This is a genomic window from Paenarthrobacter sp. YIM B13468, assembly GCF_042788025.1.
GTDB lineage: Bacteria > Actinomycetota > Actinomycetes > Actinomycetales > Micrococcaceae > Arthrobacter > Arthrobacter aromaticivorans.
Genome location: NZ_JBHZPI010000005.1, coordinates 56,089 through 82,418, shown reverse-complemented (window position 1 = coordinate 82,418; position 26,330 = coordinate 56,089). Strand labels below are relative to the sequence as shown.

19 protein-coding genes and 1 pseudogene are annotated in these 26,330 nt (G+C 59.7%); 8 read left to right on the top strand and 12 right to left on the bottom strand.

The genetic code is table 11. The features are described 5' to 3' along the window. The first annotated feature begins 165 nt into the window (after window positions 1-165). The 3 genes from ACFX4T_RS06705 to ACFX4T_RS06695 all read left to right on the top strand — a co-directional run bounded on the left by ACFX4T_RS06705 (window position 166) and on the right by ACFX4T_RS06695 (window position 5,027). Window positions 166-1,545, top strand: coding sequence for an FAD-binding oxidoreductase (locus ACFX4T_RS06705; RefSeq protein WP_377651209.1), 1,380 nt, complete (start codon window positions 166-168; stop codon window positions 1,543-1,545). A 654-nt stretch (window positions 1,546-2,199) separates the two neighbouring features. Continuing rightward, window positions 2,200-3,708, top strand: a complete 1,509-nt coding sequence (locus ACFX4T_RS06700) for an APC family permease (protein ID WP_377651208.1) — start codon at window positions 2,200-2,202, stop codon at window positions 3,706-3,708. Window positions 3,709-4,331: 623 nt separating this feature from the next. Continuing rightward, window positions 4,332-5,027, top strand: a complete 696-nt coding sequence (locus tag ACFX4T_RS06695) for an SGNH/GDSL hydrolase family protein (protein ID WP_377651207.1) — start codon at window positions 4,332-4,334, stop codon at window positions 5,025-5,027. 412 nt (window positions 5,028-5,439) lie between these two features. On the opposite strand, the gene ACFX4T_RS06690 is transcribed toward ACFX4T_RS06695, so the two are convergent. The 8 genes and pseudogenes from ACFX4T_RS06690 to ACFX4T_RS06655 form a co-directional block, all read right to left on the bottom strand. After that, window positions 5,440-6,432, bottom strand: a complete 993-nt coding sequence (locus ACFX4T_RS06690; protein ID WP_377651206.1) for a LacI family DNA-binding transcriptional regulator — start codon at window positions 6,430-6,432, stop codon at window positions 5,440-5,442. A gap of 434 nt (window positions 6,433-6,866) precedes the next feature. Beyond that, window positions 6,867-8,042: a bifunctional 2-methylcitrate synthase/citrate synthase gene (locus ACFX4T_RS06685; protein ID WP_377651344.1), complete on the bottom strand. Its 1,176-nt coding sequence runs from the start codon at window positions 8,040-8,042 to the stop codon at window positions 6,867-6,869. After that, complete coding sequence (prpB, locus tag ACFX4T_RS06680; RefSeq protein ID WP_377651343.1) at window positions 8,042-8,965, bottom strand: methylisocitrate lyase; 924 nt, start codon at window positions 8,963-8,965, stop codon at window positions 8,042-8,044. The genes ACFX4T_RS06685 and prpB overlap by 1 nt, the downstream gene beginning before the upstream one ends. 36 nt (window positions 8,966-9,001) lie before the next feature. Next, window positions 9,002-10,109: pseudogene (locus tag ACFX4T_RS06675) on the bottom strand (MmgE/PrpD family protein); the annotation flags it as partial. Window positions 10,110-10,232: 123 nt separating this feature from the next. Further along, complete coding sequence (locus ACFX4T_RS06670; protein ID WP_377651205.1) at window positions 10,233-11,390, bottom strand: acyl-CoA dehydrogenase family protein; 1,158 nt, start codon at window positions 11,388-11,390, stop codon at window positions 10,233-10,235. 113 nt (window positions 11,391-11,503) lie between these two features. Further along, on the bottom strand, window positions 11,504-12,334 hold the full coding sequence (locus ACFX4T_RS06665) for a crotonase/enoyl-CoA hydratase family protein (RefSeq protein ID WP_377651204.1): 831 nt from the start codon (window positions 12,332-12,334) through the stop codon (window positions 11,504-11,506). Between the two features lie 245 nt (window positions 12,335-12,579). Then, a complete protein-coding gene (locus ACFX4T_RS06660; protein WP_377651203.1) occupies window positions 12,580-13,341 on the bottom strand; it encodes an SDR family NAD(P)-dependent oxidoreductase in 762 nt (253 codons plus the stop codon). 31 nt (window positions 13,342-13,372) lie between these two features. After that, the gene (locus ACFX4T_RS06655; RefSeq protein ID WP_377651202.1) at window positions 13,373-14,566 is read right to left on the bottom strand and encodes an acetyl-CoA C-acetyltransferase; all 1,194 of its coding nucleotides are present in this window, start codon (window positions 14,564-14,566) and stop codon (window positions 13,373-13,375) included. 771 nt (window positions 14,567-15,337) lie between these two features. Here ACFX4T_RS06655 and ACFX4T_RS06650 point away from each other — a divergent pair. The 3 genes from ACFX4T_RS06650 to ACFX4T_RS06640 are packed head-to-tail and all read left to right on the top strand — an operon-like array spanning window position 15,338 to window position 19,339. After that, on the top strand, window positions 15,338-16,486 hold the full coding sequence (locus tag ACFX4T_RS06650; protein ID WP_377651201.1) for an acetyl-CoA C-acetyltransferase: 1,149 nt from the start codon (window positions 15,338-15,340) through the stop codon (window positions 16,484-16,486). A gap of 37 nt (window positions 16,487-16,523) precedes the next feature. Further along, window positions 16,524-18,143, top strand: coding sequence for a fatty acyl-CoA synthetase (locus ACFX4T_RS06645; RefSeq protein ID WP_377651200.1), 1,620 nt, complete (start codon window positions 16,524-16,526; stop codon window positions 18,141-18,143). Further along, entirely contained in the window at window positions 18,140-19,339 is a 1,200-nt protein-coding gene (locus tag ACFX4T_RS06640; RefSeq protein WP_377651199.1) for an acyl-CoA dehydrogenase family protein, read from the top strand. Before ACFX4T_RS06645 ends, ACFX4T_RS06640 begins: the two co-directional genes overlap by 4 nt. A 320-nt stretch (window positions 19,340-19,659) precedes the next feature. Here the strand turns inward: ACFX4T_RS06640 and ACFX4T_RS06635 are convergent, their stop codons facing one another. Then, window positions 19,660-20,244, bottom strand: coding sequence for a TetR/AcrR family transcriptional regulator (locus ACFX4T_RS06635; RefSeq protein ID WP_377651198.1), 585 nt, complete (start codon window positions 20,242-20,244; stop codon window positions 19,660-19,662). Between the two features lie 480 nt (window positions 20,245-20,724). Here ACFX4T_RS06635 and ACFX4T_RS06630 point away from each other — a divergent pair, with 480 nt between their 5' ends. Continuing rightward, window positions 20,725-21,792, top strand: a complete 1,068-nt coding sequence (locus ACFX4T_RS06630; RefSeq protein WP_377651197.1) for a LacI family DNA-binding transcriptional regulator — start codon at window positions 20,725-20,727, stop codon at window positions 21,790-21,792. On the opposite strand, the gene ACFX4T_RS06625 is transcribed toward ACFX4T_RS06630, so the two are convergent. From ACFX4T_RS06625 to ACFX4T_RS06615, 3 genes are all read right to left on the bottom strand, one after another. Further along, complete coding sequence (locus ACFX4T_RS06625) at window positions 21,789-22,667, bottom strand: AMP-binding protein (RefSeq protein ID WP_377651342.1); 879 nt, start codon at window positions 22,665-22,667, stop codon at window positions 21,789-21,791. The two genes, ACFX4T_RS06630 and ACFX4T_RS06625, sit on opposite strands and share 4 nt — an antisense overlap. 185 nt (window positions 22,668-22,852) lie before the next feature. Continuing rightward, the gene (locus tag ACFX4T_RS06620; RefSeq protein ID WP_377651196.1) at window positions 22,853-23,821 is read right to left on the bottom strand and encodes an alpha/beta hydrolase; all 969 of its coding nucleotides are present in this window, start codon (window positions 23,819-23,821) and stop codon (window positions 22,853-22,855) included. A gap of 53 nt (window positions 23,822-23,874) precedes the next feature. Beyond that, window positions 23,875-25,209 carry an MFS transporter gene (locus ACFX4T_RS06615; RefSeq protein WP_377651195.1) on the bottom strand — a complete coding sequence of 445 codons (1,335 nt, stop codon included), beginning with the start codon at window positions 25,207-25,209 and terminating at the stop codon, window positions 23,875-23,877. Window positions 25,210-25,293: 84 nt separating this feature from the next. Between ACFX4T_RS06615 and ACFX4T_RS06610 the strand changes: the two genes are divergently transcribed. Beyond that, complete coding sequence (locus ACFX4T_RS06610) at window positions 25,294-26,307, top strand: LacI family DNA-binding transcriptional regulator (RefSeq protein WP_377651194.1); 1,014 nt, start codon at window positions 25,294-25,296, stop codon at window positions 26,305-26,307. The last annotated feature ends 23 nt before the right edge of the window (window positions 26,308-26,330 follow it).

The window sequence follows — 26,330 nt, the reverse complement described above, 5'->3', positions numbered from 1 at the left end:
TGAAAAAGACTGCCCAATCCGGGGAGCAAGGAGAACAGAGCCATGAAGTCCCTCTAACACACTGGACCAGAGAGACTGATTGATAGGGGCTGTCTTTGTCTCAACGAATGATCACCTTCTCGAAAAAGAGAATGCTAACTGTCAGCAAGATGAAGGAGCAGGAAATTGGCGACCCCAAAAATAATCACCCCACTCGGTATTGATGGCGATGTTTATTACCCTGGCGACCGTGATTTTGATGCGATCGCAAGGATTTGGGACGGTCGCCACTCGCAGCGACCGTCGGTAGTCGCTCGCTGCATGAGCGTGGAAGACGTTCAGAAAGCCATTCGTTACGCACGCGAAAACGACCTGGAAATATCGGTCCGGTCCGGCGGCCACAATCCGAATGGTTATGCGACTAACGACGGCGGCATCGTTTTGGACCTTAGGCTGATGGATAGCATCAACATTGACGCGGCCGCGCGTCGGGCGCGGGTGGGTGGTGGGGTGATTGCCGGGGGCCTCGTCCAAGAGGCGGCCAGGCACGGTCTGGCGGCTGTAACCGGCATGCACCCCAAAGTAGGGTTCTGCGGTCTGGCGCTCAATGGCGGCGTTGGCTTTCTCACTCCAATGTACGGTCTCGCCAGTGACAACATCCTGGGAGCGACTTTGGTGACGGCTACTGGAGACCTTATCCACTGCTCGGAGGATGAACGGCCTGAATTGTTTTGGGCAGTCAGAGGTGCAGGCCCCAACTTTGGTGTCGTCACAGAGGTCGAGATCGCCCTGCATGAGCTCCCCGGGCAGATGCTTGCCGGATTCATGAAGTGGGAGCCGGCTGTCGATGAGCTCGCCGGACTCTTGGCCTCCATCCTCGATGCGCTCAACGCAATGGCGGGTCATCTCTACCCCAGCGTTTTCGTCAGCCTGGACGAAAACAGGACACCTGCCATTACGGTCTGCGTGGGGCACCTCGGAAAGCTCGATGTCGCCGAACGGGACATCGAACGGCTTCGCGGCCTGGGTCGACCGGTTTCAGATTCGGTTGTCGTCCGCTCGTATGACGAAGTAGTCGTTCTCAACGCTGAGGTGGGTAGCTTCGAGGACGGGATGTCAAATCTTTGGATCGACCGGGAGATCGCAGTGTCGAACGGTCGTTTCGCTCAAGCGGTTGCGGCGAATCTGGATAAGTTCATTACCGACCCCTCAAATGGAAGCTCCGTCAAACTGGAGATCGAAGGAAGGCCTTTCCCAAACCCGAAGGGGACCCCGGCCCGGCACCGCGATGCAATGGGCGTGCTGGCCGTCGCAGAATGGAACGGGACGAGCCCTGAAGCTGCAAAGTACCCCGAGGGGGCACGAGAACTGGATGCGGCGCTCCTTCGTGCCGGTGCCACGACTTCTAAATTCGGCCTCCTGAATAACAATTCAGAGGTCACACCAGAGATGGTCACCGAAGTCTATACGCCAAAAGTTTACCGCCGCCTTGCGGCAGTCAAACGCGAATACGACCCTGAGAACCGCTTCCGCCGCAACTACAACATAGATCCCTGGACAACCTGACCCCTCCCAGTCCTTGGGCTATTCAACGCCCTGGTGACTTGCGAGGCGCAGCAAGGACCAAAAGTCGGCGGTTCCAGCGGACGCTCAACAACGGGACTAAGCGCATCGGAGGCCTCCTTCGTGTGGATTCATCGTTGCCAAAGGAATTTGTCGGTGTTGAACGGGGGTCCTGCTGTCTTGGTCATTCCTCAATGCTGCCCGACCAGCGAGACGTTTCATTTATTCCAAGTGGCGTTAAGTCTGTGTTTTGGGAGCTTGTGGCAGACGGCAGACAGGGGCGAGCACGGCTGCTGCCAGGTTCATGCCTGTGTGCACAACTGCAAATGCTGAAGTCTCCGCAGCCGTGCGCGGTCTTCAGGCCGTTCTTGTTCCCGGTTTCCTCGCCCGGAGACAAAGCCAGCTGAGAAAAGCCAACGACCGCACTGCCCCGCATGCCCGGTCTGCCTCGCTTCGCGCTGTCGGCTAGCAGGCAGGATCTACGCGCCAGAAAACTCACCGGAACCGCTAGGCGTAGCAACACAAGCTGCTCGCCATTTTTATCAATTCACGACAATCGCGAACAGGCTGCTGGGCCCCATAGTTATCCGTGTCACTCAAGACGGCTCAGTCCGGGCGTCTTCAATTCGACGAAAAGGAAAAGGAGAATGGTGAGCTATGGCGGAAAGCATGGGTAGCGCCAATAAAACTATGCGAAAGCGGTTGAAGTGGACAGATGGCTTCGCCCTAACTATTGGGGTTATGACGACAGGTATCTTCACCTCCGTCGGATACACAATGGGTACGGTAGGCCTCTGGGGCATGATCGCTGTATGGGTCAGTGCTGCGCTGATCGGGTTGCTTCAGGTCATGCTGTTCACTGAAATGGCGCTGATGTTTCCGAACAAGACTGGTGGTATTGGCGTGTTCGCCCACGAGGCCTGGCGGAAGTACTTTGCACCAATTGGTCCCTTTTGCGTCTACGGGTATTGGATGGCTTGGTCGCTCGCGCTGTCAGCGGTCGGGTTGACCTTTGGCAATCTTGTGAAGGCGCAGTGGTTTCCCGATACCGGAACCTTTTTTACGATTTTTGGTATTGACATTGGCGCTCAACATTTTATTGCCGCAGGTGCAATCATTTTGGTATGGATGCTAAATGTCTTGGGGGTCAAGCCTACGGTTCGCGTTTTGTGGATCCTCAACATCGGGGTTGTGTTTGTGCTGCTCGTGTTTGTGGTTATGCCGTTCGTGACCGGGCAATGGAGCGCAGACAGCTTCACGTTCCATTTCTCGGGGGCATGGGGCGGCTGGAAGCTTGCGATAGCTTTGATGTATCTGGCTGCTTGGAGCGTATACGGCACCGAAATCATTGCGACTTTCGCCCCTGAGTTCGGCGATACCAAGCGGGACGTGCCCAAGGCGACCTCGTTCAACGGATTCACAATGGTTGCCATCTATATCCTGGTGCCTATCGGTGCGGCTGGCACGCTCGGAGAGAACGCTATCGCCAGTGACCCCATTGGCTACGCCGTGTTGGCTTTCCAGCACTTGGTCGGGCCGGCATCGGGGTTTGTCACTCTAGTTGTCTGTGCATCGATGTTTGCCTCAATGACAGCCTCCAGCGGTGGTGCAGGCCGAGCACTATTCGGTCTGGCACGAGAGGGAATGACTCTCAAGCAGTTGGATCATCTGAGCAAGCGAAGCGGGATGCCGGTGCGTCAGATGACATTGGACATGGTGGTCAATGTAGCGATGGTGTTCTTCCTCGGTTCAACCCTCGCGGTTCTATTTGCCAGCAACTTCGGATACCTAGTTTGCACAACGTTCGCCGTAGCCGGGTTCGTCTTGCTGCGCAAAGACCGGCCGAACTGGCCAAGGCCTTTCAAATTGCGATCTTACTGGGTGGGCATAGCCGTGGTCCTTACCATCGTTGATGCCGTTATAGCGTTGGTCGGCTTCCTTAACCCGGATCTGGGCGGTTACGGGGACGCAAGCTCGATCTTCATCGCTTTAGTCCTGCTTTCTTTCGGCCCGATCACCTACGTCATCAGGAAGAAGTTCCAGGATCGTGTAAAGCTGGTGCTCCGGGAGTGGGTTCCGGCTCACCCAGACGAAGAGAGTCCCTCGTTTGAAGGCCAAGCGAAAGGTGAGGCGGCCCCCGAGGGGGCAGCTGTGGAACCACGCTGACCAACGGGTGAAGTTATTAGCAAGTGCCGCATAGTTGATGCACGCGCAGGCTGCGTCTCTTCCACGGGAGCATCGCTTGCAAAATTCGTAAGTCGCCTTCCATGGTTGTCGTGACCAGCCCTGCAAAGGGCGTGGACTAGCCTCGGCTCTTAAGGAGCGCCGTCGCTAATCGCATGTTAGAAACGAGGAGGGTGCTCTGAGCCGCGACATTGTGGTTATCCAAACCATAATTTGCCGAGCGCAAGAGCACCCTTTCGGTTTCTAATCTCGCGAGCTTTTCCCTGTCTTATCATGACCCGCGCCGAACACTCGCAACGTGCGTCAGACACAAACCTCTCGGATGAACCTGTTCGCCCCTGGCTTCCTGGACATCTTGGCTTCGAACCAGGCGTTGGGCCGCCCAGATACGAGCATCAGATCAGCCAAGGATAAGCCCTGCCGTGATGCCGGAGTGCAACCCCCTCCAGGTGCTATCCCCGGTCAAACTGAAGCGCCGTCACTGGACGTTAAGTAAAGGTGGAAGAGAATGATCGGTCCCCTGGATGCCTTAGTAACCGCGGACTTGCTCCCCCAGAGCCTGCGAAGGGTTCACCCGTGTCGTACTGAAACTGATGGAGGAATAGATGGAGCAGTCGTCCCTGAAAAGTAAGACGGCAGCCGGAGCGGCGTTGCTTGTTGCTTTGAGCGCATGCGCTCCCGCCGACGTCGACCGGCAGTCTGTGTACGGAACAAAGTCAATCGAAATGGCCAGGGTTGTCGTGATTGGTGACTCGCTGAGTACGGGGCTGGGGACATCCCCACAACAGGCTTGGCCGGAACTCCTTAAGTTGGTACCCGTTCCCGACAAGCGTGCGGTTGAGATTACCAATGCTGCCGAGAACGGCAGCGGCTACGTAGCCACGGGTGTTGATGGCGACACGTTCCGCGAGGAAGTCCAAGCGGCAGTCACACCTTCAACCGACGTGATCTTGTTCTTCGGGTCAGACAACGACGCGGGGACAGATCCTGAGGTGCTCAAGGCGGCGGCCGCGTCGACGTTCTACGCCGCGTCCTCCCTTGCTCCCAAGGCTCGTCTCGTCGCGATCGGTCCACTGGCCGGGAGCGAGGGGCCGGATCAGGTGTTGGCCGATGTGTGTCGTTCGGTTGCTTCTGCCGCGCGCGACAAAGGGGTGAAATTCATTGATCCCATAGCGGAGCACTGGCTCGGTGGACGAGCCGATGTGCTGCTCGGACCAGACGGCGAGCATCCCAGCGCCAAGGGACAAAGGTTCCTGCGAGACAGAATAGGGCGAATTCTTAGCGTCGCCTTAACCGACTGATAGGCTCACCGCCCTAGTGATCTCCCAGGCGCAGCTGGCGGAACCTTTGCGGAAGTTCTCGCGCGAGTAGCCGTTTCGATGTATGTGCGCGCCGTGCCTCACGGCTGCCGCTAGGCAGGGTCGGCGAAAGTTTCGCCGGTTGCGAAGTCGCTCCTCAAACGCCTCGATGGTCATCTTGTCAGACCATGTCACTCGGTCATAAGTGAAGATGCGCATGTAAGCCTGCAGTTTGCCCACATGGAGTGTGGCGGTCGGAGCCACTTCGAGCCTGTTGGGGTCACTGTTATCGCCGGAGCCAGCCCACTGCGGTAGATCCAGCTCGGTGCAGCCGATCTCTCTGAGGCGCTCGATGTCAAGGCTAGGATTATAAGAGCAGTATCCGAACCACATATCGTCCCGCGTCCACTCTCGGTTACGGAGCAGGACTGAGCTCCCCCGACCCCCGCTCGATGAGTTCGGACGGGACAACGTAGGTTTCGGGTGCCCTGTCATCCCCGTCAATCCTGGCCAGCAACCGTTCTGCGGCGACCTTGCCGATCCGCTCCGGATGCTGTGCGATGACTGTGACGCCGGGGTCCATCATGTCTGCCAGGGCAAAGTCGTCGAACCCGACCAACGCTACCTTGCGGCTGAGCCGCAGTTCTTTGAGAGCGCGGATAACCCCGAAGGTGATGAAGTGCTGGCTGGAGAAAAACGCCGTGGGCGGTTCGTTCCCGCCGAGCAGTTCCAGGGCTGCCTGCCTGGCTGATTCTTCATTGTGAAGTCCTTCCCGGACGGGAATCCTGTATGTGTAGAGGCCGGCCCGCTCCAGTTCCCCTGTGAAACCGCGGCGGCGTTCACCTTGAATATCCGCCCGGTCGCCGAGATAGGCCAACCTGGTATGCCCATGTGCCAAGAGGTGCGAGGCAGCATGCGCCGCGGCGACGGCATTGTTCGTCACCACGGCGTCAGCATCGATACCTAACGGCTCCCGTTCAATGAACACCATAGGCAGGGCCCGGGAATGTTCCGGAATCGTGTGAATCTGGCTCCTCGCAATGGGGGTCAGCACCAGGCCGTCCACGCGCCGCCCCAAAAACGCCGCCACCAGTGCCTTCTCACGGTCCGGATCATCGTCCATACTTGCCGCGAATACGGCGATACCGCGTGGTGTCAAGGCGTTCTCGATGGCGCGGTGCAGCCTACTGCTAAAGGGGTTGGCAACCCTGGGAAGGAGCAACCCGATGGAGAGGGTTTGCCGCCCGGGCCGCCGCAGGCTGCCTGCAACCATATCCAGTTGGTAGTTCAGCCGCAGCGACGCGTCAAGGACCCGCTGCCGGGTGGCCTCAGAAACGTCTGGCTCATCGTTCATCACGCGGGACACCGTTTTGATACCCACTCCGGCGACCTTCGCCACATGCCTCATGGTCGGCCGGCCTGGGGTCGTTCCGGCCGGGTGAGCCCGCAACATCACTGTCTAACTCCATCGCCAGGCCGGGGAGATGTATCTCAGGGTTAGCGGGCGAACACCTGTTTGCCCTCCGCGCGTTCAATCATTTCCCGGCCGTGCGGTCCTCCGCGGAAATCCAGAGTATCGAACCGTCGGGCATGACAGCCTCTACGACGCCGTTCCGCAGCACCTTGCCGTGCAAGGGTATTTGCAGATATTGACCTAAGGCCCGGTGCCAGTCTGGTTGTAGGTGCAGGTCCACGGCGATTCTCTTCATTTCTGTCCGGCTGCGTAAGGTCCTGTTTATGAACTGCCAAGGTGGTGATCGCGAGTGCCCTTTGGCTGACGGTGGGGCACCGTGGCGTTGCGATAGGTGATGATCCGGGTGATCATCCGGCGCCCCACCGAGATTAGAGCCCTTCCCGCAGGCTCACTGACCGCTGATCCTTGCCCTTGTACTCGCTGAGCGGGCGGATGAGGGAGTTTGAGGCCACTTGCTCGATGATGTGTGCGGTCCAGCCCGTAATGCGGCTGGCAACGAAGATCGGTGTGAAGGTGGGTGTATCGAAGCCCATGAGGTGGTACGTGGGGCCGGCCGGGTAGTCGAGGTTGGGCTTGATGGCCTTGGCCTCATCCATCGCCTGTTCCAACCCGTTGTACAGCCCCAGGATCTCGGGCCGTCCATAATGGGCGATCATTTTGTCCAGGGCGGCCTTCATAGTCGGGACGCGGGAGTCGCCGTGCTTATAGACGCGGTGGCCGAATCCCATGACCTTCTTTTTCTGGGCCAATGCATTTCCCATCCAGGCCTTGGACCGCGTCGCAGCCTCCTCGAGGGGCTCCTCCTGCCGGATGCCAATCTCGTCAAAGGTGTGCATGACGGCCTCGTTGGCTCCGCCGTGCAATGGGCCTTTGAGTGCACCGATCGCTGCGGTCACGGCGGAGTGGAGATCTGAGAGCGTGGAAGTGACGACACGAGCGGTAAACGTAGAGGCGTTGAACGAGTGTTCGGCGTAGAGGATCATCGAGACGTCGAACGCTTCGACCACCTCATCCGCCGGCTCCTCACCAAAGGTCATCCACAGGAAATTCGCGGAGTAGTCCAGATCATCCCGTCGTTCAATAATTTCTTGGCCACGGCGTCGACGCTGGTCGTAGGCCACGACTGCGGGCATGGCGGCCCACAGGTCTATGGCCTTCCTCATGTTGGCTTCCGGTGATGAGTCCTCGGCAAGTTCGTGCCGAGCACCCAGCACTGAGGCGGCCGTGCGGCAAATATCCATGGGGTGTGCCGTGCTGGGCAGGGCGTCAATGACTGCTTTCACGGCTGGGTCGAGGGCACGGCCGGCGCGTTCAAGGGCCACCAAGGCCGCCAGTTCCTCTTTGCTGGGAAGTTCGCCGTTCCACAGGAGGTAGGCCACTTCTTCGAAGCTGCATTCCGCGGCCAGTTCCTGGACGGGGTACCCGCGATAGAGGAGGGAGTTCGTATCTGCGTTCACCTTCGAAATTGCGGTGTAATCCACTACGACGCCGGCAAGGCCCTTGCGGATATCCGGTGCGTGGACCGTTGTTGGCTCGGTTGTCATCATGACTCCTTCGTCGCAGTGCGCAGGGACGGAATTTCGAAGTTGTAAACCCCGGAATCGAACTTGTTGTATGCCTCGTAGTCCACCAGTTCGTATAGGCGCGCGCGGGTGAGCATCTGGGAAACGCGGACCTCCTGGCTGCCCAGGCTCCTCAGCGTGTCCAGGACCTGTTCGGCGGCACCCATCGCACTGCGGAGCAGAGTAACGGGGTAGATCACCATGTTCACGCCGACGCCTTGGAGCTGGTCCGTGGTGAACAAGTCGCTTTTGCCGAATTCGGTCATGTTGGCCAGGATGGGCACGTCCACGGCGTCGCGGATGGCCTGGAATTCGGCGAGGTCGCGCATGGGTTCGGGGAAGATCGCGTCGGCGCCGGCGTCCACCAACGCCTTGGCGCGGTTTTTGGCTGCGTTGAGTCCGTCGGTGGCGCGGATGCCGGTGCGGGCCATGATGAGGAAGTTGGGGTCCCGGCGGGCATCTGCGGCGGCGCGGATGCGTTTGGTTGCGGTGTCGAGGTCGACGACGTTCTTACCGTCGAGGTGGCCGCAGCGTTTGGGGTTGAACTGGTCCTCGATGTGCAGCCCGGCCAGGCCGGCGTTTTCGAGTTCCTGGACGGTGCGGGCGACGTTCATGGGTTCGCCGAAGCCGGTGTCGGCGTCCACGATGGCGGGCAGGTCGGTCATCCGGGCGATCTGCCCGGACCGGGTCGCGACCTCCGTCAATGTGGTGAGGCCGATGTCGGGCAGGCCGAGGTCGTTGGCCACCACGGCGCCGGAGATGTAGACACCTTCGAAGCCCTTCTCCTGGATCAGCCGGGCGGAGAGGGGGTTGAACGCGCCCGGGAACTGGGCAATGGTCCCGGAGTTGAGGAGTTCGCGGAACCGGATCCGTTTCTGCTCGGCGGTGGTGGTGGAGTACAGCACGGCTAGAACAGTCCCTTCGGTGCCGCGCCCAGGTCGATGATGCCGGGTCCCGTCCTGCAGGGCGACGGTGAAGATGTAGGGGATGGAGTGGTCCAGGGTTTCGCGGGATGCGGTGGGGGAGTATTTCTGGGGGTCGTTGGCGCCGGAGCCGATGACGTAGTGGGTGTGGTGGCTGGTTTTGATCAGCACGGACTTCACATTCGCCGGGTCGGTGGCCTCGGGGTGTTCGCGGTGGAGTTTGCGGGCGAGGTCGATCCACGCCTGGGCCTGGTATTCGGCGGAGTGTTCCTTGGTGTAGGTGTCCAGGATGGCCCGCTTGGCCTCACCCGGAGTGGGAAGCGGAACCATGTAGGAGGCGTCGGGTCCGTCGAGCAGCCAGGCGATGACGCCGTCTTCGCCCTCGTAGATCGGTACGGGGGAGGTCTGGCCGCGCATCGCCCGGTCCGCTGATTCGACGGCCATCTTCCCGGCGAAGGCCGGGGCGTGGGCCTTCCAGGTGGAGATCTCGCCCTTGCGCGACTGCCGCGTGGCGGTGGTGGTGTGCAGGGCCTGCCCGACGGACTGGAAGATGGTTTCGACGTCGAGCCCCAGGAGGGTGCCGATGCCGGCGGCGGCGGAGGGGCCGAGGTGGGCGACGTGGTCGATCTTGTGCTTGTGCAGGCAGATCGCTTTCACCAAATTCACCTGGATCTCGTACCGGTGGCGATGCCCCGGACGAGGTCTTTGCCACTGGAGCCAACATGCTGGGCGACGGCCAGGATCGGGGGATGTTGTCCCCGGGGTGGGAGTAGTCCGCGGCGAGGAAGGTGTCGTGGTAGTCCAGTTCACGGACGGCTACGCCGTTGGCCCAGGCCGCCCATTCGGGGGAGACGCGTTCGCCGATGCCGAAGACCTTCGCGCCCTTCCCGCCGGTACTGGGGCCATGGGCCAGGGCCTGGGCGCGGGCCGCCACGATCGGGGCCCGGTTCAGCGAAGCGACGGCCACCGAAGCGTTATCGATGATCCGGTTGATCACCATCTCCGTCACCTCAGGTGTCACCTCGACCGGGTCCGCGGCAGCCACTGCAATCTTGTGCGCCAGCTGGTCTTCTCGGGGCAGGTTCTCTTCGCTCTTGTACACGCGGACGTGGTGTTCCTGAACCATGGGGCTCCTTCTAACGGGGATGGGGGCGGTCGCTTTGATATGAGAAAGACTCGATGGTGACAGCAGAAGCCCGGATTGTGTCTGGCATAGTGGCGTGTTCGTCGGCCGAAACTGTTACCGAGACTAAAAGGCGGAGATCCCGGTCACAGCTCTCCCCACAATTAGCGAGTTGACTTCGTAGCTTCCCTCGTAGGCGTAAATCGCTTCGGCGTCCGCAAATATCTTTGCTATCTCGTACTCGGTTGTTATCCCGTTGCCACCAAGAATGTTTCGAGCTAAGGCGACCGATTCGCGCATACGGGCCGTACACGAGGCTTTAGCCATTGCGGCCTGCTCCATGTGCAGCCCGCCTGTTGTCTGCATCCGCGCAAGCTGGATCATCAGCGCCAGCGACATACTGGCATTTCCCAGTATTCGAGACAGCGGTTCTTGAACGAGCTGAAAGGACGCGATCGGGCGGCCGAACTGATTGCGGGTCATTGCATACTTCCGAGCAACATCGAATGCGGCCAGTTGCTGTCCGACACTTTGCCACCCGACCCAAACGCGGGAGTTAAGCAGCAGCTGGTTGGCTGCCTTGAACCCGGTCGCACCCGGCAGACGATTGGACTCGGGTACGCGAACATTCTGGAAACGGATGTGTGCGTTCTGTACAGCGCGTAGGGCGATTTTGTTCTCAATGGCTGTGGCTGTGAAGCCGGGAGTTCCGCGCTCAACGACGAACCCTTTGATCTGCCCGTCGGCTACGTCACGTGCCCATACTAGAAGATAGTCACCGTTGGTGCCGTTGCCGATCCATCGCTTCTCCCCGTTGAGGATCCAGCCGTCGCCCTCCCAACGTGCGCTTGTCTCCAGGGCTCGTGAGATGTCTGACCCGTGATCCGGTTCGGTCAGAGCGAAGCCGCCAATCTTCCGCAATGCCAGGAGGTCTGGCACGAATCGGGCGATTTGCTCCTCGGAGCCTAAATCCTGGATCGATCGAGTGAATAGTTCGTGGTGTACACCGAAGAGAGTAGAGATCGAGGTGTCCGCCCTAGCAATTTCCATATGGACAAGGCCGTTAAGCAGGTGTCCGGTGTTCGGGCCAAAGCGGGTGATGTTCTGGTTTGCCAGCTTGGGAAGCAGTTCGTAGGGGAACTCGGCCCGGTTCCAATAGGCAGTAGCAGCTGGGCGAATTTCAGACTGGAAGAACGAGCGTACAGATTCGTACTCGGCGAGTTCCTCAGGTGAGAGCAACGAACCGATAGATAAGAAGTCGGCGTCAGCGTAGGGAGGGGTCACGTCGGCTGTGACTGCTTCAAGCTGCGCCGCGAACACCCCCGCACGCGGTTCTGCCTGGCGGGGAACGTTGGGCACCTCCAACCCGTGTACTGTGCTCGCAACGCGGTCGGCCATTACCGCCCCTTCCAGACTGGTTCGCGCTTTTCTGCGAAGGCAAGAGCACCCTCGCGGGCATCTTCTGAGCTGAAAATGATCCGCATTTCTTTTTCGTTCAGTTCCCATGGTGCTGGTTCCAGGCTGCCCTGTTGGACAGTGAGTTGGATGAGTCTTTTGCTTGCGGTCACGGAAAGAGGCGCATTGGCGGCAATGACTCCGGCAAGTTCGAGTGCTGCATCCAAGAGCTGGCCGCACGGCACAACGTCGTTCACGAGCCCAAAACGGGCTGCCTCCCCCGCAGTCATGGGTTGACCCGTTAGGGCCAAGCGTTTGGCGATCTTTTCAGGCAACTGCTGAGCGCTGCGCTGAAGGCCACCCGCGGCGGCGAAAAGACCTCGCGTGACTTCCGGAAGACCGAAGATTGCATCCTCGGTGGCCAGGATCAGATCACAAAAAAGAGCGAGTTCCAGTCCACCGCCGACGGCAGGGCCGTTAACTGCGGCGATAAGAGGCTTGTCCACTTGATGCTGGGCGAACCCGCCGAATCCCCACTCAGGGTGCCCCGTTGGGATCATGGGTTCACCGGCGGCAAGGGCTCTGAGATCCTGACCGGCACAAAAGGCTTTGCCGTTTCCCGTAATGACGCCTACCCGCAGCTCAGGATCGCCCGTGAGCTCGTCAAGGGCACGACCCATTGCTGCTCCGAGCTCGCCATTGATGGCATTTCGGGCCTGTGGACGGTTCAAGGTGATCAGGAAGACGTGTCCTCGCCGCTCTGTGAGGAGAACGGCCGTGGGTTCCTCGTTGTTTTCGAAGTTCTGCAATCGGGATGTGGCTGGATGGGGCATAGTGCTTCCGTTCGAACCAGTTCGCACCAGGTATCGGTACGTGACTAGCTGTGAGTACTGGTGAAGGTTTAAGACCGCCATGGGGACGATTACCGTTATCCAAGCGGTTTTGAGCTGAGACGTGGGCCGGGCTTCACTTTGAAGAAGGGGCAGCCTTTGGGCGAACCTTTTTATCAGCGGATCAGCCACTATCTATCAGGAGGGATAGTGGCGGAGGCCAGCATTTCAGAAGCTGGGTTCGACGCTTATTTGGGGCCCATCCGGATTGCGCCGTCAAGGCGGATGGTTTCTCCATTGAGCATTGGATTTTCTATGATGTGAGCCACGAGTGCTGCGTATTCCGAGGCTTTGCCAAGTCGGGAGGGATGCGGGACCTGCCGGCCCAGTGATGCCTGGGCGTCCTGTGGCAGAGTTGCCATCATCGGGGTCTCAAAGATGCCGGGGGCCACCGTCATCACGCGGATGAGATGGCTGGCCAACTCGCGGGCCAGGGGCAATGTCATTGCTGCAACCCCTCCCTTAGAGGCAGAGTAGGCGGGTTGGCCTATCTGTCCGTCGAAGGCGGCCACCGACGCCGTATTGATGATGACACCTCGTTCGCCTTCGATGGCTTCTATGGATGTCATCTTGCTGGCTGCGATGCGCACCATGTTGAAGGTTCCCACCAGATTGATACGAACCACCCGCTCGAATTCTTCCAGAGGCAAGACTCCGGAACGTCCCAGCACTTTTCCGGGAGTGGCAATTCCCGCGCAATTTACAGCGACCCTCAGCGGGCCGAGACTCGCAGCGAAGTCGACCGCAGAGACGACTTCTTCGACAGATGTTACATCTGCCGGCATGAAGTGTGCCCCGCGTCCAAGAGTCTTCGCGGCGACCTCGCCGTCGGATGAGGGAAGGTCGACCAGAACGACTTGCATTCCTTCCTGGTGCAAGGCGGCAGCGGTAGCCAGTCCGAGTCCGGAAGCTCCGCCTGTAACGAGGGCAACTGCGTCCTTAATCTGCATGAACGTCTCCTTTGTTTCCGGTTGGCTAGTCTTAGCTGGAGGTAAGGCTTGTTGAAGGCGCACGCAGTATTAAAGCGTTGCCCTGCCCGCCGCCCCCGCAGAGGGCGGCGACACCGGTGCCACCACCGCGACGTTGCAGCTCAAGGGCGAGATGCAACGTGATCCGGGCGCCAGACATTCCAATAGGGTGCCCCAGCGCGATGGCACCACCATTGATGTTGACCTTGTCGGGGTCGATGCCCAGCTCTTGCGTGGATGCTATTCCCACGGCGGCAAAGGCCTCATTAATTTCAATTACGTCCAATTCGGCAGGTGAGATTCCGGCCGCCTCGCACGCCTTGGAAATCGCGTGTGTGGGCTGAAGCAGCAGGCCCGAGTCCGGGCCCGCAACCATCCCGAACTCTCCGATCTCTGCCAGCCACTCGAGCCCTTCGGCTTCAGCGACCTGCTTGCTCATCAGAACTACGGCGCAAGCGCCGTCGTTAATTGATGAGGCGTTCCCTGCTGTGACGGTTCCACCTACGCAAAATGCCGGCGCCAATCTTGACAGGGTGTCGCTGGTCGTGTCAGGGCGAATGCCTGCATCGCAGCGCACCCAGGCGCGTTCTCCCTTGCGGCCCGTGAACTGCAGAGGGACCACTTCCTCGTCAAACAGGCCGCTGTTCCATGCCCGCGCAGCGCGTAGGTGCAATCGGACAGCGAAGTCATCCTGGCATACGCGGGAGATAGCATTGTCGGCCTCCGTGAGGAGCCCCATTGGCTGGTCAGTAAAAACGTCGTGAAGGCCGTCGAAGGCCAGGTGATCCACGGCCGTAGCATTTCCGTACTTGTAGCCGCGTCTGGCAGCCGGTAAAAGATGGGGTGCCTGGCTCATTGACTCCATGCCACCGGCGACTACGACGTCAAACGCGCCGGAGCGGATGAGTTGGTCCGCCAAAATAATCGCTTCGAGTCCGGACAAACACACTTTGTTTATGTTCACAGCGGGTGCTTCCATTGGGATCCCCGCTTTGACGGCCGCTTGGCGCGCCGGCATCTGTCCCGCCCCGGCTTTTAGAACCTGCCTCATAATGACGTACTTCACCCGAGCTGGCTCAATTTTGGCTTTGCTAAGCGCAGCGCGGATAGCGACACCACCCAGCTCGGCCGCGGAGAAATCACGAAGGGAGCCGAGCAGGCGCCCGATGGGGGTTCGGGCTCCGGCGACAATGACAGACGTCGGCATAAGAAACCTTTCGGTCAGCTGGGAAGGGCAAGTGCTCAGTCTCGTTGCGGGAACTATCCCGCCTGTCGGGTATCCGGCTACATAAGCCGTCGACTCATAGAACTGTATACAGTACTGAGTTACGCTATACAGTACTGTTTTCCGTCTCCGTCGGCAAGGGAGGACCTCATGAGAATCGATGGGAAGCCCACTGCGGCAGTGGGGGCCGCCGGCGGTTTGCCCGGGCGGATAGAAAACAATCATGCCGGTCCTGGAGGTGGTTGCATTAGGAGATAAATGGATTTATCGTCGTAGGGGGTGCTAAAGCTGGCCCAACAGAGAGGGTTCGTGGTCGCCGGCATCTCCTCGCCGGCGGAGTGTCCCTTGGAGTCCCCTTTGTGAAGCATCCGAAGTCTTCGCTTGCAGTGTCGATCTCAGACGCGAAGCGCCAATCTCAGACAGGAAAGCTGATGACGTCGACGTCAAATTGCTCTGCCGGCGTTACGCGCAAGGTTCCTCTGCGTAACGCCGGCAGTGGCCGCGGCGGGGAATTTGAAGGCGTAAACAGGTTCAGCTCGATAGGGGCGGACATGACTCGTCACAGAGTCGGATTAGCGGCTGTCTGCGGTTTTTATCCTGCTCAGGCCTCCGACGGCAACACACCGCCACATCCGTGGCGGTAATTTCCGCGTCCTGCAGAACGGACCACACGACTACACGCACCGGGTCATGCTCAAGAATCAGTGGGGTTATATCCCACGACCGCCGACCGGTTGAACTAGGAGGTAACACTTGGCCGAGGCTTACATCATCGATGCCCTTCGCACCCCTGTAGGACGCCGGGGCAGGGGCCTGGCCGGAGTCCATCCGCTCGACCTCGCAGCCGCGCCCTTGGCCCAGCTTGTCGATCGACAGGGGATCGAGTCGTCAGCGTACGACGAGGTGATTTTGGGGTGCATAGATCAAATAGGCCCCCAAGCGATGGATATCGCGAGGAATGCCTGGCTTGCGGCAGGGCTTTCGGAAGCGGTTCCCGGAACCACCGTGGAACGCCAGTGCGGATCGGGCCAACAGGCCGTCTCCTACGCTGCCCAGGCCGTGAAGTCCGGCAGCAGGCAGCTGGTGATTGCCGGCGGTGTTCAGTCCATGTCCAGCATTCCACTCACGTTCGCTAACCAGGCCGCAGAACGCTTCGGCTTTCCTGATCCATTCGTCGGCTCCGGATTCTGGGCACGCCGCTATGGCAGCGAAAGCATTTCGCAGTTTCGTGGGGCCGAAATGATGGCTCAGAAATGGAATCTTTGTCGGGATGAACTCGAAGATTTTGCAGTCGCATCTCACGAGAAAGCACTTGTCGCCCAGCAGCAGGGGCGATTCGATCGGGAAATCTTCCCGCTTGCTGGTTTGAGTGCCGATGAGGGACCCCGACAACCCGATCTGAGCAAGATGCGGTCCCTGCCTGCAATCACCGCCGGGGGGTTGCACACCGCGGCGACCGCTTCCCAAATGTCGGACGGCGCCGCCATGCTCCTCATCGCCTCGCGTCAGGCCGTTAACCGCTATGGCCTGAGGCCGCGGGCCAGGATTCACCACGCTTCAGCCCGGGGTGATGACCCCGTCATGATGCTATCCGCGCCAATTGCTGCCACCCGCCACGCACTGCAGCAAGCAGGTATGAGCCTCAACGAGATGGACCTTATCGAGATAAACGAGGCCTTCGCCGCGGTCGTTCTGGCGTGGCAGAAAGAAACCGGAGCGGACATGAAAAAAGTCAATGTCAATGGTGGAGCGATCGCCATGGGTCACCCGATCGGGGCGACGGGCGCCAGACTGATGACCACCATGCTGCACGAACTTGAGCGCACCGGCGCACGATGGGGCCTTCAAACCATGTGCGAAGGTGGCGGGCAAGCAAACGTCACCATCATCGAATGCCTTTGAATAACCGCTTCCCAACTCGTGAAAGGACCTGCATCCAATGAACGCTTCAAGTGCACCCGGCTACACAGCTGAGGAACTTGTGTCCCTTGCATCTGCCCACTCGGACACAGTCGGCAAGCTGCTCCAGAGGTCCGTCGCCCGCAATGGCAGCCAGATTGCCCTGGTCTTTGAGGAGCGAACCTGGACCTACACCGAACTCGGCGCTGCAGTGCATAGGGTAGCTCACCGCCTCATGGACGCCGACCTTCCGCGCGGTGCGCGCGTGGCGGCCTACGGTGCAAACTCTGATTTGTACGTGATCCTTTACCTCGCTTGCGCCGAAGCAGGACTGGTTCATGTACCGGTGAATTTTGCGCTCAAGGGCGACGAATTGACGTACGTTTTGGAAGACTCCGGGGCAAGCCTCGTGGTAGCCGATGACGGGCTGTTATCGCTGGTCGATCAAGTCCGTAGCAGCGGAAAGACACCAACTGTTGAAGACGTCTGGCCAATGTTTTCAGCCAGTGCCGGAAGCGGCCTGTCTCTTTTGGACACGGCATTGGAGTCTCCAGCTCACGATATCCCTGCCAATCGACCGGCATCGGGAAGTGATCTCGTTCAGTTGCTCTACACCTCGGGCACCACTTCTGCCCCTAAAGGGGCAATGATGACCCATTCCGCATTGCTTGCAGAGTATCTGTCCGCCATTGTGGCGATGGACCTCTCTGCGCAGGACCGGCCGCTCATAGCAATGCCCCTGTATCATTCGGCTGCCATGCATGCGTTTATGCTTCCGTACCTTTCTCTGGGGGCAACCATTCGCCTGATATCGAAGCCGGATGTCGGACAGATCCTCCGCCTCGTAGAAGAGGAGCGTATCGGCTCCCTTTTTCTTGCCCCGACTGTCTGGGTCCCCCTTGCGAAGCACGGGGAACTCGAAACCAGGGATCTTTCCTCCCTCACCAAAGCCCAGTACGGTGCCTCCATCATGCCTGTCACTGTGCTCCAGCGACTGCGGGAGCGCTATCCAGCCATTGGGTTCTACAACTGCTTTGGGCAGTCCGAGCTCGGGCCGCTGTGCACGGTGCTGCGCCCGGAGGATCACGATGCACGCCCTGCCTCCTGCGGCCGCCCTGTGTTCCATGTCGAGGCGAGAGTAATGACCTTGGACGGGCTGGCTGCAAGTCCTGGTGAGCCTGGTGAGATCCAGTACCGCTCGCCCCAGCTTTTCCTCGGCTACTGGAACAAGCCGGAAGCAACGGCCGAGGCTTTCGTAGACGGATGGTTCCGATCCGGAGATCAGGTCACGAGGGATGGGGAAGGGTACATCCAGGTCGTAGACAGAATAAAGGACGTCATCAATACCGGTGGTGTTCTGGTCGCGCCCCGGGAGGTCGAGAACTGCATTTATGAACTGGAAGAGGTCGCCGAGGTAGCCGTTGTAGGCCTCCCCCATGAACATTGGGGGGAGGCGATAACCGCCGTCGTTGTTCTCAGGGAAGGAGCGTCCCTGACAGCCGAGGCCGTTCGCACACATGTAAAAGAGCGGATCGCGGACTATAAAGTGCCAAAGCGGGTCGATTTCGTCGCTGAACTGCCACGTAACCAGTCAGGCAAGCTCCTGAAACGACAGTTGCGTTCTGAACGGGTTACCCAAAGTTCAGGAGCCCAGGCATGAATGACCGACCGTCTGCAGCTTTCGTCCTTGACCGGCCCCTGGGCACTGACTACTTAAGTGCCTTGGAATCCATCCCAGCTGACGACCAGGCTCACTGGGACCGGGCCCGCCAGTATTCCGCCGAATTGCTGCCGAGGATCGACCAGCACTGGGAGGACGCCGACTATCCACTGGACCTTGTTCGCCGTATGGGTGAACTAGATCTGCTCACGGATGGATTGCAAATCCCGGGCCACGAGGCTATGTCTCCCCTGGCAGCGGGTTTGGTAGCTATGGAGATCTCCAGAGCGGATGGATCGATGGCGGCGGCAGCTGCAGTGCAGGGTGGCCTGGTTCTTCGCAGCCTTGTGCTGTTCGGCAGTCCGGAACAGCACGAACGCTATCTTGAGCCTGTGGCTCGCGCTTATGTACTGGGAGGGTTCGCGCTCACAGAGCCGGATCACGGCTCCGATTCCGTGTCCCTCGAAACCACCGCCCGGCCCGAGGGTAGCGGCTGGGTAATCAATGGGAACAAAAAATGGATCGGCAACGGCGCCACTGGCGGCATCACCATCGTATGGGCGCGCGACGAGGCAGACCGGCAAATCAAGGGATTCATCGTTGAGCAGTCGACGCCCGGGTATTCCGCTGAGGTTATTCGGGGCAAAGGTGCGCTTCGGGCAATCCACCAGGCCGAAATTTCACTGAACGAGGTCCGGGTGGGCGCGGAGGATCTGCTTCCTGGCGCATGCTCGTTCAAGGACGTCTCCCGTGCGCTCATCGAAACCCGAGTTAACGTGGGTTGGTCCGCCCTCGGCCATGGTACTGCGATGTTCGAGGCCGCGTTGTCCTACGCGAAGCAGCGAAAGCAGTTCGGTAAACCGATCGGCGCACATCAGATGGTTCAGGAACGCCTGGCCAAGATGCTGGCCGAACTGACCAACATGCAGTTGCAGTGCCGTGCTGTCAGTGAGCTGCAAGCAAATGGACGAATGACTTCCACACAGGCATCCATGCTCAAGTACCACAACACCCGGGCGGCGCGCCGAATCGCGTTAATTGCACGCGACATGCTGGGCGGAAACGGGATTCTGCTCGAAAACCACGTCATACGGCACCTGACCGATGTCGAAGCCCTTCACACGTACGAAGGAACCGAATCGGTTCAGGCACTCATCCTTGGGCGCGATCTCACCGGCATCAGCGCGTTCGCCTAGATCCAACCCAAGTTACGCCAGTGAACGCCCGGCCCTGGGCACCGCCGCCAGACCGGCGCTCCTTCGGGCAGCTGCGAAAGTGTTGGTCGGCTTGGCGTTAGGGGCATGGACATCGGCATCCACGCCCTGCGAGCAAAACCACACTGCTCGATCATTCTCTTGGCTGCGCTCGAAGGAAGTCCTTAGATCGCAGATCTGGCGCTCCGCTGTTCTGCGCACCGCTCTTGGCCCCAACCTGAAACCGCCCACCGGAATAGACGATGAGCCCGCAGGCTTGATCCATCCGAATCCCCAGATTCTGCCTGCAGCCTGAGGAGCCTCTAGAGGCCGATGCCGGCGGTCAGGATCGAAGCCAGTTCCCGGTAGGCACTTGCGTCATCCAGACCTATTTGGTCCCGGACGGCGCCCTGCTGGATTCGAACCATCATGGTAGAAACCAGATCCGCGGCAAAGGCAGCATTCACGTGCCGGAAATCGCCCTTAGCAACACCTTCGTCAATAAGCTCCTGGACCCTCCGTGCCGCAATCCTGCTGTTCTGCTCGTACACTTCGCGCGCCGGAGGGAAAGTGTCGAGATCGCTCATGAAGTCAGCTGACGCTGTCGACAAGGCATGGCCGACCGCTGACAGGTACGCGCTGATGCGCTCACGCGACCCCGCTGTGGAGGCAAGCCTGTCTTCTACGATTTGTGTATTGCGCCGGAAAAAGTGGACGGTAGCGGCCCGGACGAGCTGCTCTTTGCTGCCTGCCAGAGTGTAAAGAGTAGATTTGGAGCATTTCAGTCGCCTGGCGATCTCATCGAGGGTCAGGTGACGAAAGCCGGCGCCTAGAAACAAGTCGACCAGGTCGTCGAACAGTTCTGTGCGGCGGGGGGTGGCGAAGCTGATGTCGCGGGTCTGCTGCATACTTCTTATGGTACTGGCGGACTCCCAGGAGTCCGCCAGACGCGGGCCTCCCATTGCCCGGGTACGCGCGTCTTGGCTTGATTGGGGTGAGTCGGATTCAGCTGACCCTGAAGCCCCTCAATGGCACCGCCCACCAGTGACTCAATCCAGGCGATCACCGAAGCCCCAGTACCCCCAGTACGATAGGTGAGCTGGCGTTGCTGCAGCACCCCGGCAATTGCCCGCATGACGAAGCGCACCGCGAGGTGCTCTAAGACCACGGTTGAAATGACGCTGACCTATTCTCACTCTCTCGTGGTTCAGCTTGGTCTGTTGAGCTGTGGACGCTCTTGGCGCGGACTCTGAGTCAGAATAAGCCCTAAGGATTTCCAGCTGTTGCATTATTCAAAGCATCTACGGGAACCCGACGATACCATTGGGGTCTGTCACCTTGTGGGGATATCTCACCGACAACTTGGTGCCAACCGAAGGAAGAAGAACTTGACTCGTCCCACGCTCTCTGACGTAGCTAAACGGGCAGGCATGTCCACAGCTGCGGCATCCCTGATCCTGAATGACCGGCCCAGTCGGCTTTCTGCTGAGGCAGCAGAAAGGGTAAGAAGGGCCGCCGATGAGCTCGGGTACCGGCCGAACCTTGCGGCACGCAGCCTTCGGACAAGAAGCCAAAGCATCGGATTCGTGTCCGATTACATCACGACATCCGGAGTAGGCGGACAGTTAATTCACGGGGCAATGCTGGAGGCTCGCAAGACTGGCCACGTAGTGCTGATCATTGAAACGGAACACGATTCCTTCATCCCACAGGCTCTCGGTTCCTCAGTAATGCAGCACCTTGAACCTATTGATGAGTCCGTGGCGGTCAACGCTTTGCTGGACCGCCTGTCGGAAGGAATTATTTATGCGGCCATCCGCTCCCAACCGGTAGTGGTTCCCGAGGCGGCCAAGAGTGTTCCCGTGGTCCTGCTCAACGTCACCAGCTCCGACGATCTGGCTTGCAGCGTCCTTCCGGATGAATATTCCGGGGGCCGGTCAGTGGCTGAACTCCTCGCCGACAACGGTTTCAAGGACAAGATCGCGCTGATTGGAAGCACCGAGGCGAGAATCACAGATGCTTCCGCCACAGCTACTGTGACGCGGCGTCTCAAGGGGATATTTTCCGTGATGGGTGAGCGAGAGATGTCTTTCTCCGCGCAAGTGGATTGCCCTGTTTGGGACACACCGTCGGGGTATGCCGCCGTCAGCGGCTTGTTGGAATCCAAGTTGCCGTTCGATGCACTGCTCTGCCTTAACGACCGACTTGCCTTTGGTGCGTACCAGGCTTTGGCAGAAGCTGGGTTGAGTGTGCCGAAGGACGTTTCCGTCGTCTCCTTTGACGACGACCCTCTCGCCAGCCACCTTCGACCACAGCTCACTACCTGTGCTCTGCCATTCGAAGAAATGGGCCAACTGGCAGTTCGACTGCTATTGGATCCGGAAGCAGAGAAAAGGGAATACCTGGTGGAGATGCCATTGCGCCAGCGGGATTCCGTGTGCAAAAAGAAGAGCTAGAAAACATCGTCCGGCGAAGACCTGCATCGTGTGCCAGGCTGCCAGGATATGGTCAGCTCCGTTGGCGCTCTGAAGGGGTGGAGACCCGGGCGGTCGCAGCCAAAGAACTGTTCAATTAAGTGCAAGCGCAAGGGCCTGGATAGGGTTACCGCGCCCATCTCGGGCTGGCAGATCATCAACGAAGTGAACCTTGCGGGGTACGCATGGGCTAGCGAGCTGGGTCCTAACCAGCTTTGGGGCTTAACAACCATGTCTTCGCTGCCGTCTAACCCCATCGGTGAGAACCTCATAAGCTTCGAGAACATCGCCACAGAGTCGTCCGGGGGGCCAATGACGGCGCATTCTTGGACGGACGGGTGACCGGCGAGGATGCTCTCTACAGCGAAGGGGTCGATCCGGTATCCGGCAATGATGATCACGCCGTCGCCGCGGGAGGAGAAGTAGTAGTTTCCGTCTTCCTCGATTTTTCCTGCGTCTCCGGTGAGATACCACCGCCCGTCCAGGTTGAGTCGTTCAGCTATTTTTCCGGGCACTTTTGCAGCCCTTGACCACATCAGGGGACCTTCAGCAACATCAACTGCGACGCGGCCGATTTCACCGGGTCCGGCCGGTTCATCGATATTGTCCTGTAGAACCGCAAAGCTCCAGCCGGGGATAGGGCGACCAATGGAGCCCGACTGGAGGTCAGTCCGGATGTCGTCGTGCCAGGCGTTGAAGATCATCATCCCGTGCTCGGTTTGCCCGTAGTGGTCCCGCACGGGATTACCGAAAGTTTCTTCAGCCCAGGTGATCACTTCTGGTGTCAGTGGTTCCCCAGCAAAGAATGCCGGCGCAAGCGGATGTTTCTCGCCCCGCCTTCGAACTTTCGATCGCATGATCCGGTATGCGGTTGGCGCGGCCGCGGAGTTGGTGACGCCCGCGACTGGCAGGAGCTCTCCTCGACTCCTGACCGGGCCGCTGATGATCCGGTCGATGAACCTTTGGCCATTCGACCCGTGCTGCGGCATACCTTACGTTCGCCGTCGCCAAACTACTTTGGAGTTCGACGCCGCCATACGGGTTACGCGGTGACGCCGCGGTGGTCGGCGGCATGGGTTCTTAGTGCGCCGATAACTTGATCCCGCCATGCCACTGCCTCCGGGAGCAGCTTCGTGAACTGGGAGGAGCCGTGGATGTGGCCTTTCCCGAGCGAGAAGGTCGCTTGCACCCCGGCTTCCTGGAGCCGCTGTGCGTAGCGGGACCCGTCCATCTGCAGTGGGTCGAACTCGGAGCTGATAATGAACGCGGGCGGGAGGTTGGACAAATCCTCAGCCAGCAGCGGTGATACGTAGGGATTGTTGGCTTCTTCTGGGGCCCGCAGGTAGCCGGTGACACACAGGTCGATTTCAGACTTCGGCAATGGGTAGTCGCCACCGCCATACTGCTCCACGCTCGGGCTGCCCAATGTCAGATCCAAAGCGGGGACTTCGAGGACCTGGAAGCTGATCCTTGGCCCGTTTTCGTTCCGAGCTTTCAAGGCAATGGCGGCGGCGAGGTTTCCGCCTGCCGAGCCTCCGCCGATGGTGACGTATTCCGGGTCGCCGTCGTAGTCTGCTGCATGCTCAATGGTCCAGAGCAGCGCGGCGTAAGAATCTTCCATTGGAATGGGGAACTTGAATTCCGGAGCTAAGCGGTACTCGACTGCCACAGTGACGTACCCTGCAAGGGCAGTACGTTCCCTGCAAGCGTTGTCGACGAAGATCTCCTCGATGGTTCCCGCCATCCATCCACCACCATGATAAAAAACGTGCATCGGGTGTGGGCCAGGGGAGGCCGGCTGGTAGATACGGACTTTGATCTCGCCGCCGTCAACCGGCACCATTGCCGTGTGAACTGAGCCCACATCAAGAGGCTCGAGTGCGACAAGTGCAGCGAGGGCGTCGGCGCCCTCGAGTCCGGCTTGCCGAACGGACGGGAGGTCGGCCAGATCGACTAGTCCGGTGGAGGGCATGCTGTTCAGGAGGGCCTGGAGTGCTGGAATGACGGGCATATCACTGACGCTTTCTTGGAAGACGGTGCGGGGAGAGGTGCGGAGATTGGCTGCTATGTCACTGGCGGGTTAGCTGCGAGGTCGCGGTCGGTTTCCTGCTCGTGCTGAAACTCGTTGGCGATGCGGCCTCCGCGGAATCCGGCCCACGCAACCATAATGCCCAGGACGGCGGCAATGGCCGAGGCAATATAAATCAGGCTCGGGGAGAACGCAATGACTGCAGGAATGATGGCCGAGGTACCGGCGGCCATCAGACGGCCAAAGGTGAAGACGAAACCCTGAGCAGTGGAACGAAGCATCGTGGGAAACGCTTCATTCCCCCAAACCCGGGCGATGGGTTCGCCGCAACTGGTCTGCCCAATGGAGCCGATCAGGAGCGCACCCAGGATTGTCACTAGGGTGAAGCCAAAGAAGACCGGGAGCAGCAGACCGACGACAGTGATGGCCCCACCGATGAGGAACAAAGGCATCCGGAGGTGAGTGTCAACGTACTTCATGAAAAGGAATAATGCGATGAAGGCCAGGGGGAACAGCAATATTGTGAAGGGTACGACCTCAGTGACTGCCAGGCCAGCTACATTCACTGCCACATAGGTTGTGAAGGAGCCCAAGACGGTGCTGGCGGACAGCACCAGGGCGTAGAAGAGTGACAGGATGATGAACGGGCGGCGGAACGGAGGCTGCAGCAGGTCACGAATTCGTGCTTTGTCTGCCCGGACGGTGTGAATACCGAGACGACGTTCGTCGCGGGAGCGCAGCCACAGCGGCGACTCGGGAACCGTGAGTCGCAGGACCAGTCCGATGAAGGCGACTACGACGATCAGGCCGTAGAGGATTTGCCCGCTAAGCCGTCCCATCCCGCCGGTCGCGGTAGTGATGAGTACAACGGTCAGAGATGCAGCGATCCACATCACCTGCGTGAAGACCAGCATCTTGCCGCGGTTTTTCTCCGTGGCAGCTTCCGCGATCGTGGCCAGCGACACCGGCAGGTCCGATCCGACGCCCAGACCCAGCAAAGCGATGCCAGCAAGCAGGGCCGTGAAATCCGTGGAGAAGGTGGGAGCGAGGCTGCCGATCGCTATGACCGCCATCGTCACGATAAAGACCTTGCGGCGGCCGTAGAGGTCGCCCAGACGACCGCCGAACAGCGCCCCGACCGCCAATCCTGCTGTCACGACGGCCGTAAGTAGGCCTACTTGATCGGCAGTAAGTCCAATCGTCTGCTGGTAAATCACCAGTGCAATGCCGTTGACGGTTAGCGCTGCACCGTCGACGTACGACGCGAGGCCGGCAATGACCGCCACCCGCCAGGGGTGTCTGTATGAGCCCATTTGAGCGCCGGGGGCCGGCGGCAACCCCTTTGCTGCAGGGGTAATCGGACTGGACATCTAATCCTCCTTGATTAATCGTGTCAACCACTCTGATACCAAAGTTATGCGGTAGGCTTAATCGTGTCAAGCACTAGGAGGAAAATGAGTTCCACTGCGTTGACCGTCAGCGACGTCGCGAGAGAAGCCGGCGTCTCCAGGGCGACGGTGAGCTATGTTCTTAATAACCGCCGCGACGTGCGTGTCAGCGAGCCGACCCGCCAGCGTGTCATGGATACTGCCCGCCGGCTGGGTTACGTGGGCTCGCCTGCTGCCCGTGCGCTGCGCAGCGGCCGGGGTGATGTAGTCCTCCTCCTGATCCCTGACTGGGAAGTGTCGGGCCAGCTCGAGCTTCTGTTGGAGGAAATCGGCCGCTTTGTCGCAGCCTATGAATTGGTATGCCTTCGCTACGAAGGCGAGCACTGGCAAGGATCTCTTCATAAACTGCTCTCACGCATCCCGTGTGCATGCGTTGTTACCTTCGACCCGTTGAATGCCGATGATGCCCAAGCTCTCGAATCCGCCGGCGTGCCGGATATATCAGCACGTCTACTCGACTATCCCGGAATGCCGCACAACACCGCGATCGGACAAGACGCCATTGTGGCCGCGCAGGTGGACCACCTGCTTGCGCAAGGGTACAGGCGCCTCGCCTACCTCGCTATTGAAGAGCCGAGGGGTCGCGCTTTCACGCAAGCACGTGTCGCCGCGTTTCACGACATCTGCACTGGGCGCGGCATCAGAGGCGCTGTTTCAGCCACCATTGCCAGCAGTTTGGACGGAATCTCCAGAACCGTGCAGGCATGGTTCGCGCATTCAACTGAACCACTAGGGATCGCCGCTTGGAATGATCTGGCTGCTTTGGGTATCGTCAGCGCGGCGGCATGCCAGCAAATTCCGGTTCCTCAACGACTGGGCGTTGTCGGGGGCGATAACAGTCCCATCGCGGTCCTCGCGCATCCACCCATCAGCAGCGTCAAGTTCAACTTGCAGTCGGAAGCCGAAGCAATAGCAAACCGTATCGCGGACGCCCTTGGGTGCGTCCGGACCGATACCACTGAAAGGCTTGTTGCCGCGGTGGAAGTCGTCGCCCGGCTCTCGTCATCCGGTCCAGGCTGACTGAGCGGTCGGTTACCCGGTCC